A 14397-nucleotide genomic window follows, 5' to 3' on the forward strand; every position below is an offset into this window, starting at 1 on the left:
GGGCTTCCACGGTACCTGAGCCCACGCCCATACGGTACGTCGCCCGCAGGACGTGCCCGTGCCCAGAACCTGCGAGGAGCCCTTTCCCCGCTGGTCAACGGTGATTTTAACCGTTTCTGGGCGGGCGACCCGCCGACGGAAGTGAGAGTTCTCTCTAAAGCCGCCGGCGGGTACCGCCGACGCCGCGCGAAAGCCGCACGACGTCTTCCCCGAGGGTCAGCGACCGCGTGACGCGGCCGCCTCGTGCATCCGCTGCTCGGCGATCCGGTCGGCCGCGGCGGCTGGCGGAATACCATCCATCTTCGCACGTGCGAAGATCGCCAGAGTGGTGTCGAAGATCTGCGCGGCCTTCGCCCTGCACCGCTCGAAGTCGAACCCGTGGAGCTCGTCGGCGACCTGGATGACCCCGCCGGCGTTCACCACGTAGTCCGGCGCGTAGAGGATCCCGCGGTCGGCGAGGTCCTTCTCGACGCCGGGGTGCGCGAGCTGGTTGTTGGCCGCGCCGCACACCACCTTGGCGCTCAGGACGGGCACGGAGTCGTCGTCGAGGGCCCCGCCGAGCGCGCAGGGGGCGTAGACGTCGAGCCCCTCGGTCCGGATGAGCACGTCGGTGTGCGCGACGGCGCGGACCCCTTCCGGATGCCGTTCGAGGATGCGCCGTACGGCGTCCTCGCGCACGTCCGTGATCACGACCTGGGCGCCCTCGGCCCGCAGATGCTCCACGAGGTGGTGGCCGACCTTGCCGACGCCCGCGACACCGACCGTGCGGTCCCGCAGCGACGGATCGCCCCACAGGTGCTGGGCGGAGGCCCGCATTCCCTGGTAGACGCCGAAGGCGGTGAGGACGGACGAGTCTCCGGCGCCGCCGTTCTCGGGGGACCGGCCGGTCGTCCAGCGGCACTCGCGCGCCACGACGTCCATGTCGGCGACGTAGGTGCCGACGTCGCACGCGGTCACGTACCGGCCGCCGAGGGAGGCCACGAACCGTCCGTAGGCGAGCAGCAGTTCCTCGCTCTTGATCCGGTCGGGGTCGCCGATGATCACGGCCTTGCCGCCGCCGTGGTCGAGACCGGCCATGGCGTTCTTGTACGACATGCCGCGCGCGAGGTTCAGGGCGTCGGCGACGGCCGCCGCCTCGGTCGCGTACGGGTAGAAGCGCGTGCCGCCGAGTGCGGGGCCCAGCGCGGTGGAGTGGATGGCGATGACGGCCTTGAGGCCGCTGGCCCGGTCCTGGCAGAGCACGACTTGCTCGTGACCGCCCTGGTCCGAGTGGAACAGGGTGTGCAGGACGCCGTCAGATACTTCGGTCACTGTGGTGACTCCTGGGTAAGAAGCGGCGGTTGGTGACAGGCTCCCGTACGGGTGGCGGGGTCTGTGAGCATGAGAGTAGAGCCTGCGTCCGCCGTACAGCGGCGCAGCCTCAGGATCACCCCCCGGCCGGAGTACGGACGTGGTGCGATCCGCACAGTTTTCCGGCCCGCCCGTGTGCGGGTTCGGCAGGTTTCCCCGGTAGCAGCCGGGGGAGGGAGCAGGCGTGCCCAAGGTGTCCTCGGTGATCGTCCCGTACGCGTCCTACCTCCGCGTGTACGAGCCGCTGGCGGCCTTCCCCGAGCCCGAGCGCGGCCACTGGGACCGCTACGCCCGGCGCCCCGACCGTCCCTCGTACCAGGACGAGCTGCGCCGCTCGCTGGCCGACCTGCTGCCGACCCCGCCGGTACCGGTGCCGGTGCACGAGAGCGACGACGCCTTCGTGCTGGAGGTCGACGGCGTGGTCTGCGTCTGTCCCTGGCGGACCCGGCTGCGCGGCTGGCAGGCGCTCGGCGACCTGGCCGAGGAGCTGCCGGCCCCGGTCCTGGACGCGGTGCTGCCGCCGCTGGTGCGCCACCAGGCGAGCCAGGACTACGAGCGCTGGATGGCGGGCAACCCCGACGCCCGGCCCTGGATCCGCACCGCGACCTGGCATGTGCCCCTGAACTGGTTCGTCCTCGTCTCGGACGAGGAGCGGACCTACGAGAAGGGGTCGGGGGAGGAGGGATCCGGCGAGATCTCGCCGGTGCTTCGCTATCGCACTCCCATGGTGCAGGCCCGGCGGCGCGTGGCCCGGGGCCTGCGGACCCTGCGGGAGGCCATCGACGAGGGGCCGCTCATCGACGGTCTCATCGACGTGGGCCGCTGGCTGGAGGAGTTCCATCCACGCTCGCTCGTCGAGCTGGACTACGGCGGCCTCGTGCACGTCCTGCCGGCGGCCGAGCTGGACGGCGACCACTCCGCCGCCGACGTCGCCGAGGGCATCGAGGCCCTGCGCGCCGGGGACGGCCTCGCCGCCGGGGAGGCGTACGGGCGCCTCGTCGAGCGCTGGCGGGCCGTACGGGACCGGCGCTCGGCGAACTGAACCGGGCCGAACCGGTTGAACCGGCTGAACCGGCTGAACCTCGTGTCCGTACTTGTGACTTGTGGGGCCGATGGGAAAAGGCTTTCCACGAAAGCCGAACCATGGTGAACTGTCCACCCTTGACCCAAGCTTGACGCAACGCAGTGACCTGCGTGTGTCATCGTGGGACGTAGGTCCCGATCCGGGCTTTTGTGTCAAGAAGCCGCCAAGCGTGACGGATTGCACTTACGCGGGCCTTGCCTCTTACGCACCTCCTCGTGTCAAAATAGGACAAGGAGCCCGGGGGAGGCTCCTTCTGCCCACGTATGGGTGGAATCTCAGCATTGCACGCTATTGGGGGGTCTCGTGACTCCTGCACGCCACTGTGACTGATCGTCACAGTGGCGTGACTGTCCGCTATGGCATGGTCCATCGGCATCCGTCGCTGATGAACACCTGGGAGGGCAATTCCATCGGTTTGGCCGACGCGGCTGGACGGATGGTGTAGTTGTAGTGCCGAGGACAAGCCGTTCGTCCTATAACCGACTCGACTCGCGTCCGCCATTTCGGGCAACGCGGGTCAAGGTGCAGAATTTAGAGGAAAGAACCGAGAAGGTTCGGTTCTCCCGAGGAGGCCGCTCATGACCGCTCGCACCCCTGATGCCGAGCCGCTGCTGACCCCGGCTGAGGTCGCCACCATGTTCCGCGTCGACCCCAAGACGGTCACGCGGTGGGCGAAGGCCGGCAAGCTCACGTCCATCCGCACGCTCGGCGGACACCGCCGTTACCGCGAGGCTGAGGTCCGCGCACTGCTCGCGGGCATTCCGCAGCAGCGCAGCGAGGCCTGACAACCGCACAACAGGGCATTTCGGCTGGTCCCCCAATCGGCCGGAAGCCTGAAAGTACCGCTCAAGCAGCTTCAAGCGACGCGGGTTCTGCCCCAACAGATCCCACGCCCGAGCCATACAGAGCTTTCCGGGAGGCCCAGGCTTCCCGGGCATCGTCAGGCAAGCGCCAAGGGTGCGTCGTAGATCGCGCTGGACTCCGCCGGGTCCAGCGCGATCTTTTTTGTGCGCGGGACCAGGGGGAATCGATGGTTCCGGGTCGGTTCCGGGTCCGGAAGCGGCGGGTTGTGCGCGGGCTTGACGGACTCTGGGGAGGGGTGTCGGATCTCCTGTGCGGGACCCCGGGGGCTGGTGCAATTGCACATATTAAATTGACTAGTTGTAGGGGACTGGTAAGAACCGGCGATCCGAAAACTCGTTCAGTGACACCCGTCACATGCCGGGCTCCTTGTTACCTGAGCGGCATCTGCGGTAAAGGGGACGGGAGTTGAGCGTGACACACCCTTGCCGAGTGTTTTCCCTGCGGGACGCGTCTCACGCCTTGGCGGGCGTCTCGTCCTCCGTGGGGTCCTCGGCGCCGTCCTCGCCGCCCGTGGGGTGCTCCGTCGCCAGCCGCAGCAGGCGGTGGCAGATCGGGCAGTGGCGGGTGAGATGGCGGTACGAGGAGGCGGCCGACAGGTGAGCACGGAGTAATGCGCGAGTCTCGTGCCGAGCGGACGCCGCCATACGCCACCTCCGTGGGTCTCTGGGCCCTGAATCTGAGGTACCGGCGGAATGTGACGCCGTCAACCCCCACGGCGCCGAGGGGAGGCCGCAGGCCCCTCCCGGGGGCGCGGCGAACTGCGCGACCAGCCCCAGGCGCCCCGCGCACGCCCAACGGCCCCGGCAGTCCGCGCTCTTGGGCGAACAGGGGGCGAAGGAACGCGGCTCCTGGGCGGGGGAGGGCGGATAGGGGCGGCGGGGCGCGTACCCGGCCGCCGTACAGCAAGAAGGCCCGCATCCCAGAGGGATGCGGGCCTTCTTCGTCGTGCGGTCCTGACGGGATTTGAACCCGCGGCCTCCACCTTGACAGGGTGGCGAGCACTCCAAACTGCTCCACAGGACCAGGTTTCGCAGTCCGCGCCTTGGTGCCGCGCTGGCCTGCGAGAAGAGACTGTACAGGAGCGGTGGCCCCACGGTCGAACTCACCCGGTGTGCATGGCCGATTACGGAACAGCGGCGTCGATCGCCTTCACGATCCGCTTGTCGGAGACGGGGTAGGCCGTGCCCAGAGCATGCGCGAAGTAGCTGACCCGCAGCTCCTCGATCATCCAGCGGATCTCCTTGACCGAGGAGGGCACGGGCCGCCCCTGGGGCAGCTGTTCCAGCAGCCAGGCGTACTCGTCGCGCATCTCGTGGACCTTCTCCATCCGGGACGTGTCCCGCTGGACGCCGGTCGGCATCTGCTGCAGCCGGCGGTCGGCCGCCACCAGATAGCGCATCAGGTCCGGCAGCCGGCGCAGCCCCGCCTCCGTGACGAACCCGGGCTTCACGAGGGCGTCCAGCTGCCCCCGTACGTCCGTGAGGTTGGCCAGGAGGGCCGGGCTGCGGGTGGACTTCAGGCGGCGTTCACAGGCTTGCCAGGCGGCCAGCACCTGCTGCACCTGGCCGACCGTACGGACCGTCGTGTCGACGATCTCCGCGCGCACCTTGTCGTACAGCTTGCGGTACGACGACTCGTCCCACGCCGGTCCGCCGAAGTCGGCGATCAGCTTGTCGGCCGCGGCCATCGCGCAGTCGTCGAAAAGCGCCTGGATCGAACCGTGCGGGTTGGCGGACAGCGCCAGCTTCTGCGCATTGGTGAGCTTTTCGCTCGCGAACTTCGCAGGGTTGACCGGAATGTTTCGGAGGATGAGCCTACGGGTGCCCTTCCACATCGCCTCCGTCTGTTCCGCCTCCGTGTCGAAGAGGCGTACGGAGACGGTGCCGGCCTTCGGCCCGTCGTCGACGAGCGCCGGATACGCCTTCACCGGCTGTCCGGCCCGGCGTGTCTCGAAGACCCGGGTGAGCGAGCCGATCGTCCAGTCGGTCAGGCCGGTCCGCTCGACGGACTCGCCGCCCTGGCGCTCGGCGGTGGCCGCGGCGGCCTGGGAGAGGGCCTGGCGTGCCTTCGGCTTCAGCCGCAGCCGCAGCGACTCCAGGTCCTTGTCCTCGGCCAGCTTCCGGCGCCGCTCGTCGACGATCCGGAAGGTGATCTTCAGATGGTCGGGGACCCGGGTCCAGTCGAAGTCCTCGGGCGTCAGCGGCACCCCCACCATGCGCTTGAGCTCGCGGGCCATCGTCACCGGCAACGGCTCCTGAAGGGGGACCGCCTGCTCCAGGAAGCGGCGCGCGAAGTTCGGCGCCGGTACGTAGTTCCTGCGGATCGGCTTGGGCAGGGAACGGATCAGCTCCGTCACCACCTCCTCCCGCAGGCCCGGGATCTGCCAGTCGAAGCCCTCGTCGGTGACCTGGTTGAGGACCTGGAGGGGGATGTGGACCGTCACTCCGTCCGCGTCGGCGCCCGGCTCGAACTGGTACGTGACCCGGAACTTCAGCTGTCCCTGGCGCCAGGAATCCGGATAGTCGGCCTTCGTGACCGCCTCGGCCGACTCCCGGATGAGCATCTCCCGCTCGAAGTCCAGGAAGTCGGGCTGCTCGTGGCGCTTGTGCTTCCACCAGGAGTCGAAGTGGGCGCCGGAGACGACATGGTCGGGGACGCGCTGGTCGTAGAAGTCGAAGAGTGTGTCGTCGTCGACCACGATGTCCCGGCGCCGGGCCCGGTGTTCCAGCTCCTCGACCTCGCTGAGGAGCTTGCGGTTGTCGGCGAAGAACTTGTGGTGCGTGCGCCAGTCGCCCTCGACGAGCGCGTTGCGGATGAACAGCTCGCGGCTTGCCTCCGCGTCGATCCGGCCGTAGTTGATCTTCCGCTGGGCGACGATCGGTACGCCGTACAGCGTGACCTTCTCGTACGCCATCACGGCCGCCTGGTCCTTCTCCCAGTGCGGCTCGCTGTACGTGCGCTTGAGGAGGTGCTCGGCGAGGGGTTCGACCCACTCGGGCTCGATCCTCGCGTTGACACGGGCCCAGAGGCGGCTCGTCTCCACCAGCTCCGCGGACATCACGAAGCGCGGGGGCTTCTTGAAGAGGGCCGAGCCCGGGAAGATTGCGAACTTGGCGTTCCGGGCGCCCAGATACTCGTTCTTCCCCGTGTTCCGGCCGCCCTCGCTCCCGGCGTCCTTCACGTCCTTCATGCCGATGTGGGAGAGCAGGCCGGCGAGGAGGGAGACATGGATGTGCTGTTCCGGAGCGTCGTCCTCGTTGAGATGGATGTCCATCTGTTTGGCGACCGTGCGCAGCTGGCTGTAGATGTCCTGCCACTCACGGATGCGCAGGAAATTCAGGTACTCCTGCTTGCACATCCGCCGGAACGACGAGGAGCCGCGCTCCTTCTGCTGCTCGCGGACGTACCGCCAGAGGTTGAGGAAGGCGAGGAAGTCGCTGGTCTCGTCCTTGAAGCGGGCGTGCTGCTGGTCCGCCTGGGCCTGCTTGTCGGCGGGGCGTTCGCGCGGGTCCTGGATGGAGAGCGCGGCGGCGATCACCATGACCTCGCGGGCGCAGCCGTTCTTGTCGGCCTCGACGACCATGCGGGCGAGACGGGGGTCGACGGGCAGCTGGGAGAGCTTGCGGCCCATCGGGGTGAGGCGCTTGCGCACGTCCTTCTGACCCGGGTCGAGCGCGCCGAGTTCCTGGAGGAGCTGGACGCCGTCGCGGATGTTGCGGTGGTCCGGCGGGTCGATGAAGGGGAACTTCTCGATGTCGCCGAGGCCGGCCGCGGTCATCTGGAGGATGACGGAGGCGAGGTTCGTCCGGAGGATCTCCGCGTCCGTGAACTCGGGGCGGGCCTCGAAGTCCTCCTCGCTGTAGAGGCGGATGCAGACACCGTCGGAGGTACGGCCGCAGCGGCCCTTGCGCTGGTTGGCGCTGGCCTGGGAGATCGCCTCGATCGGGAGCCGCTGGACCTTGGTGCGGTGGCTGTAGCGGCTGATGCGGGCGAAGCCCGGGTCGATGACGTACTTGATGCCGGGGACGGTGAGGGAGGTCTCGGCGACGTTCGTGGCCAGAACGATCCTGCGACCGGTGTGCGGCTGGAAGACGCGGTGCTGCTCGGCGTGCGAGAGCCGGGCGTAGAGAGGGAGGACTTCGGTGAAGCGGTAGTTCTTCTTGATCAGCGCGTCCGCCGTGTCCCGGATCTCGCGCTCACCGGAGAGGAAGACGAGGATGTCTCCCTTGCCCTCGCCCTGAAGCTCCTCGACGGCGTCGCAGATGGCGGTGATCTGGTCGCGGTCGGCGTCGTCGGAGTCCTCTTCGAGGAGGGGGCGGTAGCGCACCTCCACGGGGTACGTACGGCCGCTGACCTCGACGATCGGCGCGTCGCCGAAGTGGCGGGAGAAGCGCTCGGGGTCGATGGTCGCGGAGGTGATGACGACCTTGAGGTCGGGGCGCTTGGGCAGCAGCTGGGCGAGATAGCCCAGCAGGAAGTCGATGTTGAGGGACCGCTCGTGGGCCTCGTCGATGATGATCGTGTCGTAGGCGCGCAGCTCGCGGTCCGTCTGGATCTCGGCGAGCAGGATGCCGTCCGTCATCAGCTTGACGAAGGTGGCGTCCGGGTTGACCTGGTCGGTGAACCGCACCTTCCAGCCGACCGCCTCGCCGAGCGGCGTCCGCAGCTCCTCCGCCACCCGCTCGGCGACGGTACGGGCGGCGATACGACGGGGCTGGGTGTGCCCGATCATGCCGCGCACGCCACGCCCCAGCTCCATACAGATCTTGGGGATCTGGGTCGTCTTGCCGGAGCCGGTCTCGCCCGCGACGATGACGACCTGGTGGTCGCGGATGGCGGCCGCGATCTCGTCCTTCTTCTGGCTGACGGGCAGCTGCTCGGGGTACGAGACGGCCGGCACGCGGGCGGCGCGCTCGGCCATGCGGGACTCGCCCTTGGCGACCTCCGCCTCGATCTCGGCGAGAACGGCGGCCCGGGCCTCGGGCTTACGGATCTTGCGCGCGCCTTCGAGTCTGCGGCCGAGCCGGTGCGCGTCGCGCAGGGACAGCTCGGCCAGACGGGGGGCGAGGGCGCCGAAGGCGGGGGCGGGGGCGGGGTGAGTGGACATACGCGACCCAGGATCTCACCTCCGGGAAACGAGGGGCGAACGCTTTTGCGTGCGGCCGGCGCGGGTGCACGGTCGAACCGCCGGGCGTGCGCCGGAGACGCCCACGTTTGCCGCACACGCGAAGACCCCCTCCGGTTGCCCGGAGGGGGTCTTCGTTAGCTGTGGCTGGGGCCGGGGTCGAACCGGCGACCTATCGCTTTTCAGGCGATCGCTCGTACCAACTGAGCTACCCAGCCGCGATGTTTCACGTGAAACACCAGCGGTCCTGACGGGATTTGAACCCGCGGCCTCCACCTTGACAGGGTGGCGAGCACTCCAAACTGCTCCACAGGACCAAGCTTGTGCGGGACTAGTCTCGCACAGTGTGTTGCGTGCCCCCAACGGGATTCGAACCCGTGCTACCGCCTTGAAAGGGCGGCGTCCTAGGCCGCTAGACGATGAGGGCTATCGGCCCGCCTGGGCGCTTCGTCAGCGCGTCGGGGACGTGAGAAGCATATGGGATGGCGGGAGGTATCGCCAAAACGGTTTACGGGCCGCTGGGGGACTCCTCGGTTGACGTGCTCCCCGACGGGGACGGGGACTCCTCGTCGCCGGGTTCGGCCCCTGGCTGGTTCTCCTTCGGCAGATGGCGGCTGACCTCAGCCGTCGTCAGGCCCAGCCCGCCGAGTTCGATCTCGTCCCAGGCCTGGAGGCGCCGGGTGTCGCGGTCGACGTACAGGACCGAGGCCTGGATGGGATCGGGGTACTTGCCCTCCACGGCGCGCAGACCGCTGCCACCGGTCGAGCCCTCGATACGCAGGCGGGTGCCCTGGTCGAGGACCTCCATCTCCGGGTGATGCACATGCCCGGCGAGCACGAGCGGGACCTCGCCGTCCGTCTCGCGGGCCGCGTCCGGGTTGTGGGCGACCGCGATGTCCACGGGGCTGCCGGCCGCCTTCTGGGCCCGCAGGGCCTGAGCCAGCCGCCGTCCCGCCGCCGCCTCCGAGGGCAGGCCCGCCTTGTCGGTCGAGCGGTCCGGGGTGAACTGCGGGTCCCCGATCCCCGCGAAGCGCAGCCCGCCGACGGTCACCGCCTTCCCCTCGTCGAGGACGTGCGTGTTGTCGACGCCCTCCAGATAGCGCTGCGTCTCGCGCGAGTCGTGGTTGCCGCGCACCCAGACATACGGTGCGCCGAGGTCGGCGATCGGGTCCAGGAACGCGTTCTCGGCGGCGCTGCCGTGGTCCATGGTGTCGCCGGAGTCGACGATGACGTTGATCTCGTACTGCTCCACCAGTGAGGCGATGATCTTCCAGCTCGCGGGGTTCAGATGGATGTCGGAGACGTGCAGGACGCGGATGGTCGTGGGGTCCGGCTGGTACGCGGGGAGCGTGGACGTGACGTCGTACAGCTTGGTCACGTTCGTCACCAGGCGGGCCAACTCCTTCTGGTAGATGTCGAATTCGGTGACGATGCTGCGCGCGTTGCCGACGAGGGACGGCGCGGAGGAGAGCAGGCCGGAGAACTTGGGTTCCAGGACCGAGTTGGGGTTCCAGGTGGCGGCGGCCGTGCCGCCGGCACCGGCCAGCAGGGCGAGGGCGAGGCCGCCCGCGGCGAGGGCACGGCGGGGGCGGCGGAACACGGCGAGGCCCAGGGTGGTGGCCCCGACGACGACGGCGACGCCCGACCGTACGGCCAGGTCGATGGTGCCGTGCTGCACGTCCGAGGCGATCTCCTCCTGCAGCCCGGAGATCCGCTCGGGGTGGTCGACCAGGGCCTGGGCGCGTTCCGGGTCGAGCTGGTCGACGTTCACGTCCAGGCGGACGGGGGCGTTGTGGCTGCGCAGTTCCAGGGCGCCGAGGGGGGAGACGTTGATCTTCGTGCCGCCGGTGAGGGACGGGCGCAGGGTCATCGTCGTGTTCATGGGGCCGACGGGGGTGCGGACGTTGCCGACGATCAGCAGGCCCAGCCAGGCGCCGAGCAGCACGACCGCGACGAGGCCGAGCGCACGTCCCCAGGGGTGGGGGTGGTGGACCAGTTCGAGGGTCGGGTGCGTGCGGCGGGAGCGGTAGTGCCGGGCCAGGGCGCGAGGGGCCCGTGGCATGGCCCGGGAGACACGGTGGAGAGCGGTCCGCAAGGCGGTCCTCAGGGCGTGGTCGGTCTTGTCGGCGTCGGTGGCGTGGGTGGCCGGGGCGGCGGGGACGCGTGCCATTGGTCCCGTATGCCCGGGGGGAGGACGGATATGCGGGGGCGAGTCGCGGGGGTCGTGCATGACAATGGCCCTGTGCTGGAGATGACGCGCGAGGAGTTCGAGGAACTGGTCGCCGAGGCGTTGGACCGGATTCCGCCGGAGCTGACGCGGCTGATGGACAACGTGGCGGTGTTCGTGGAGGACGAACCGCCCGCCGACGATCCCGAGCTGCTCGGGCTCTACGAGGGGACTCCGCTCACGGATCGGGGTGAGTGGTACGCCGGGGTGCTGCCGGACCGGATCACGATCTACCGGGGGCCGACGCTGCGGATGTGCGAGTCGCGGGAGGACGTGGTCGCGGAGACCGAGGTGACCGTGGTGCACGAGATCGCGCATCACTTCGGGATCGACGACGCGCGGTTGCACGCGCTCGGGTACGGATAGCCGGTCCGGGGGGCCGATTGCCGTCTCGGGAGTCGATTGCCGTCTCGGGCGGGAACGGGTGTGTGCAGGTCACGCAGGTCCCCGTGTCCTCGGGAGGGGGCACCGCTCGGCCGGGGCTGTGAATTGCGGCACCTCCGGGCCGCGCGCGTAGGGGCTTCCCGCTGCGCGTGTCTTCTTGTGGGCGGCGGGAGTTGGGCAGGGGGACTCCTCATTCCGCCCCCCTCGGAGGTGGCCGCCGTGCGCGCCTTGAACGTATCCGTCCGTCTGGCCGCCACGGTCTTGGCCGTCGCGGCAGCCGGCGGCTGTATGAGCGTGGGGGACGACGGGCGGAAACCCGGGCCGTCGCCGTCCGTGGGACAGCCGGGCGGGGAGAAGCCGGACGGGGGCTCCGCGGTGACGGGCGGAGGCGGCACGGGCTACCAGACAGGGCAGGGCAAGCGCCGTGGTTCCGCCTCGCCCGACCCCTCCGTCAGCCGGTCCGCCTCCCCCTCCGCGTCGCCGTCCGGGGCCGCCAAGCCGTCCGGCAGGGCGAAGCCGCCCAAGGGGGGACAGAACGAGGGGAAGGGCGAGCGGCCGGAGAAGCCCGAGCCGACGAAGGACGAGCCGACGCCCACGCCGACGGTCGTGCAGCCCGAGCCGGAACCGACGCAGCCGGTGGAGCCCCCGCCGTCGCCGGAGCCGTCGGCCGAGCCGTCGTCGTCCGCGCACGAGCAGGGGGCGCAGCTGGTGGAACGGGAGCCGGCACCGCAGGCGGGCAACACGGCCTAGCCCGCGGCGGTCGGTCCGGAGGGCGTCGTGGCGGGGGAGGGCGTCCGCGTGGCGTACGCCACGCCCGCACAGGTTCGGTCCGGAGCTCGCCAGGGGTGCTGCCTCTGCAGCCCCGCCGGACCTGCCGCAGTGCCGATGGATCTGCCGCGCGCCCCTGACCTGCGGCTCTCCCCTCGGTTTGCCTTGAGGGGTGGTGGGTGCGTATGGTGGTAGATCGTTTGATCCCATTTGCCCGGCGCCACCGCAGAGCGCGCCGTGTGGCGCGTACTCTCCCTTGCCGTGGCGGACCGCATAGAGGCGGTCGTGTGCGAATCACGGAGTTGACGGGCGCGTGCCGACGAGACTCCGGAAGGTTTCGCATACGCATGTCCATTTCCAGTACTGATCACGTCGTCGTGCCCGAGAACGGCGAGAACGACACCGTCGAGGCGGCGGCCCCCGAGGTCACCTTCGCGACCCTCGGTCTCCCTGAGGGCGTCGTGCGCAAGCTCGCGCAGAACGGCGTGACCGCCCCCTTCCCGATCCAGGCGGCGACCATCCCGGACGCCCTGGCCGGCAAGGACATCCTCGGCCGTGGCCGCACCGGCTCCGGCAAGACCCTCTCCTTCGGTCTGCCGACCCTGGCGACGCTCGCCGGCGGCCGCACCGAGAAGCACAAGCCGCGCGCCGTCATCCTCACCCCGACCCGTGAGCTCGCGATGCAGGTCGCGGACGCGCTCCAGCCGTACGGCGACGTCCTCGGCCTGAAGATGAAGGTCGTCTGCGGCGGTACGTCGATGGGCAACCAGATCTACGCCCTGGAGCGCGGTGTCGACATCCTCGTCGCCACCCCGGGCCGTCTGCGCGACATCATCAACCGCGGCGCCTGCTCGCTGGAGAACGTCCAGATCGCCGTCCTCGACGAGGCCGACCAGATGTCGGACCTGGGCTTCCTGCCCGAGGTCACCGAACTGCTCGACCAGATCCCGGCCGGCGGCCAGCGGATGCTGTTCTCCGCCACGATGGAGAACGAGATCTCCACGCTGGTCAAGCGCTACCTGAGCAACCCGGTCACGCACGAGGTCGACAGCGCCCAGGGCAACGTCACGACCATGTCGCACCACATCCTGATCGTGAAGCCCAAGGACAAGGCGCCGGTCACCGCCGCGATCGCCTCCCGCAAGGGCCGCACGATCATCTTCGTCCGCACCCAGCTCGGCGCCGACCGTATCGCCGAGCAGCTGCGTGACGCCGGTGTGAAGGCCGACGCGCTGCACGGCGGTATGACGCAGGGCGCGCGGACCCGCACGCTGGCGGACTTCAAGGACGGCTACGTCAACGCGCTCGTCGCGACCGACGTCGCCGCCCGAGGCATCCACGTCGACGGCATCGACCTCGTCCTCAACGTGGACCCCGCGGGCGACCACAAGGACTACCTGCACCGGGCCGGCCGTACGGCGCGTGCCGGGCGTACGGGCACGGTCGTGTCCCTCTCCCTGCCGCACCAGCGCCGCCAGATCTTCCGGCTGATGGAGGACGCGGGCGTCGACGCCGGGCGTCACATCATCCAGGGCGGTACGACGTTCGACCCCGAGGTCGCCGACATCACGGGCGCCCGGTCGATGACCGAGGTCCAGGCCGAGTCCGCCGGCAACGCCGCGCAGCAGGCCGAGCGTGAAGTCGCTCACCTCACCAAGCAGTTGGAGCGGGCCACGCGTCGCGCCGTCGAGCTGCGCGAGGAGGCCGACCGGCTGACCGCGCGTGCCGCGCGGGAGCGGGGCGAGGACCCGGAGGCGGCTGTCGCGGCCGCCGCGGCCGCCGCGGCCACCGTCGCCGCGGAGACCGTCGCCGCCGGCGTCGAGACGGACGGCGCGTCCGTCGAGGCCCCGGTCGCGATCATCGAACAGCCCTCGTACGACCAGCCGCGTCAGCGCCGCGAGGAGCGGGGCAGCGGCTACGGCAGCGGCGGTTTCGACCGTCGTGACAACGACCGTGGTGACCGCGGCGAGCGGGGCGACCGTGGCGGGTTCCGTCGCGACGACCGTCGCGACGGCGAGCGCGGTGGCTTCGACCGCCGTGACGACCGGCGGGACGGCGACCGTGGTGGCCGTTCCTTCGAGCGTCGTGACAACGACCGTGGTGGGTTCCGTCGGGACAACGACCGTGGTGGCCGTTCCTTCGAGCGTCGTGACAACGACCGCCGGGACGGCGAGCGTGGCGGGCGTTCCTTCGACCGTGACCGCAACGACCGTGGTGGGTTCCGTCGCGACAACGAGCGCGGTGGTTTCGAGCGCCGTGACGGTGAGCGCGGTGGCCGTTCCTTCGAGCGTCGTGACAACGACCGTGGTGGGTTCCGTCGGGACAACGACCGTGGCGGCCGTTCCTTCGAGCGTCGCGACGAGCGTGGCGGGCACCGGGGCAGCGACCGTCCCTTCAACCGCGACCGTCAGGGTGACCGTCCGGGCTTCCGCTCCGGCGGCCACGAGCGCCCGTACGGCCGTCGTGACGACCACCGGGGCAGCGGCAGCGGCACCGGCACCGGCTCCTCCTTCGGCCGCCGTGACGAGAAGCCGCGCTGGAAGCGCAACGGCTGACGCCGACTGACACACCTCGCAGGGCCCGTACGACTCCGGT

The 14397-nt window shown here is 69.9% G+C and carries 9 protein-coding genes and 4 tRNA genes; 5 read left to right on the forward strand and 8 right to left on the reverse strand.

Features of this window, described 5'->3' with window-relative positions; genetic code table 11:
* Window positions 1-216: 216 nt before the first annotated feature.
* A complete protein-coding gene (locus K1J60_RS22980; protein ID WP_220647831.1) occupies window positions 217-1311 on the reverse strand; it encodes a Leu/Phe/Val dehydrogenase in 1095 nt (364 codons plus the stop codon).
* 223 nt (window positions 1312-1534) lie between these two features.
* Between K1J60_RS22980 and K1J60_RS22985 the strand changes: the two genes are divergently transcribed.
* Together K1J60_RS22985 and bldC are read left to right on the forward strand one after the other, a co-directional pair.
* Window positions 1535-2392 (forward strand): hypothetical protein, encoded by an 858-nt coding sequence (locus tag K1J60_RS22985; protein WP_220647832.1) that lies wholly within the window; start codon window positions 1535-1537, stop codon window positions 2390-2392.
* A 620-nt stretch (window positions 2393-3012) separates the two neighbouring features.
* Window positions 3013-3219, forward strand: coding sequence for a developmental transcriptional regulator BldC (gene bldC, locus K1J60_RS22990; protein ID WP_003949541.1), 207 nt, complete (start codon window positions 3013-3015; stop codon window positions 3217-3219).
* Between the two features lie 531 nt (window positions 3220-3750).
* Here the strand turns inward: bldC and K1J60_RS22995 are convergent.
* The 7 genes from K1J60_RS22995 to K1J60_RS23025 form a co-directional block, all read right to left on the reverse strand.
* Entirely contained in the window at window positions 3751-3942 is a 192-nt protein-coding gene (locus K1J60_RS22995; RefSeq protein WP_220647833.1) for a DUF6274 family protein, read from the reverse strand.
* A gap of 304 nt (window positions 3943-4246) precedes the next feature.
* A tRNA-Asp gene (locus K1J60_RS23000) sits at window positions 4247-4321 on the reverse strand.
* Between the two features lie 100 nt (window positions 4322-4421).
* On the reverse strand, window positions 4422-8405 hold the full coding sequence (gene hrpA / locus K1J60_RS23005; RefSeq protein ID WP_220647834.1) for an ATP-dependent RNA helicase HrpA: 3984 nt from the start codon (window positions 8403-8405) through the stop codon (window positions 4422-4424).
* A gap of 162 nt (window positions 8406-8567) precedes the next feature.
* Window positions 8568-8641, reverse strand: a tRNA-Phe gene (locus tag K1J60_RS23010).
* 24 nt (window positions 8642-8665) lie between these two features.
* Window positions 8666-8740: transfer RNA gene (locus K1J60_RS23015), tRNA-Asp, on the reverse strand.
* A 37-nt stretch (window positions 8741-8777) separates the two neighbouring features.
* A tRNA-Glu gene (locus tag K1J60_RS23020) sits at window positions 8778-8850 on the reverse strand.
* Window positions 8851-8931: 81 nt separating this feature from the next.
* On the reverse strand, window positions 8932-10593 hold the full coding sequence (locus K1J60_RS23025; protein WP_398683278.1) for a metallophosphoesterase family protein: 1662 nt from the start codon (window positions 10591-10593) through the stop codon (window positions 8932-8934).
* A 72-nt stretch (window positions 10594-10665) separates the two neighbouring features.
* Here K1J60_RS23025 and K1J60_RS23030 point away from each other — a divergent pair, with 72 nt between their 5' ends.
* From K1J60_RS23030 to K1J60_RS23040, 3 genes are all read left to right on the forward strand, one after another.
* Complete coding sequence (locus tag K1J60_RS23030; RefSeq protein WP_009327618.1) at window positions 10666-11016, forward strand: metallopeptidase family protein; 351 nt, start codon at window positions 10666-10668, stop codon at window positions 11014-11016.
* A 237-nt stretch (window positions 11017-11253) separates the two neighbouring features.
* Window positions 11254-11784, forward strand: a complete 531-nt coding sequence (locus K1J60_RS23035) for a hypothetical protein (RefSeq protein WP_220647835.1) — start codon at window positions 11254-11256, stop codon at window positions 11782-11784.
* A gap of 365 nt (window positions 11785-12149) precedes the next feature.
* Complete coding sequence (locus K1J60_RS23040; protein WP_220647836.1) at window positions 12150-14357, forward strand: DEAD/DEAH box helicase; 2208 nt, start codon at window positions 12150-12152, stop codon at window positions 14355-14357.
* Window positions 14358-14397 lie beyond the last annotated feature (40 nt).

The organism is Streptomyces akebiae (assembly GCF_019599145.1).
In the GTDB taxonomy this organism is placed as follows: Bacteria; Actinomycetota; Actinomycetes; order Streptomycetales; family Streptomycetaceae; genus Streptomyces; species Streptomyces akebiae.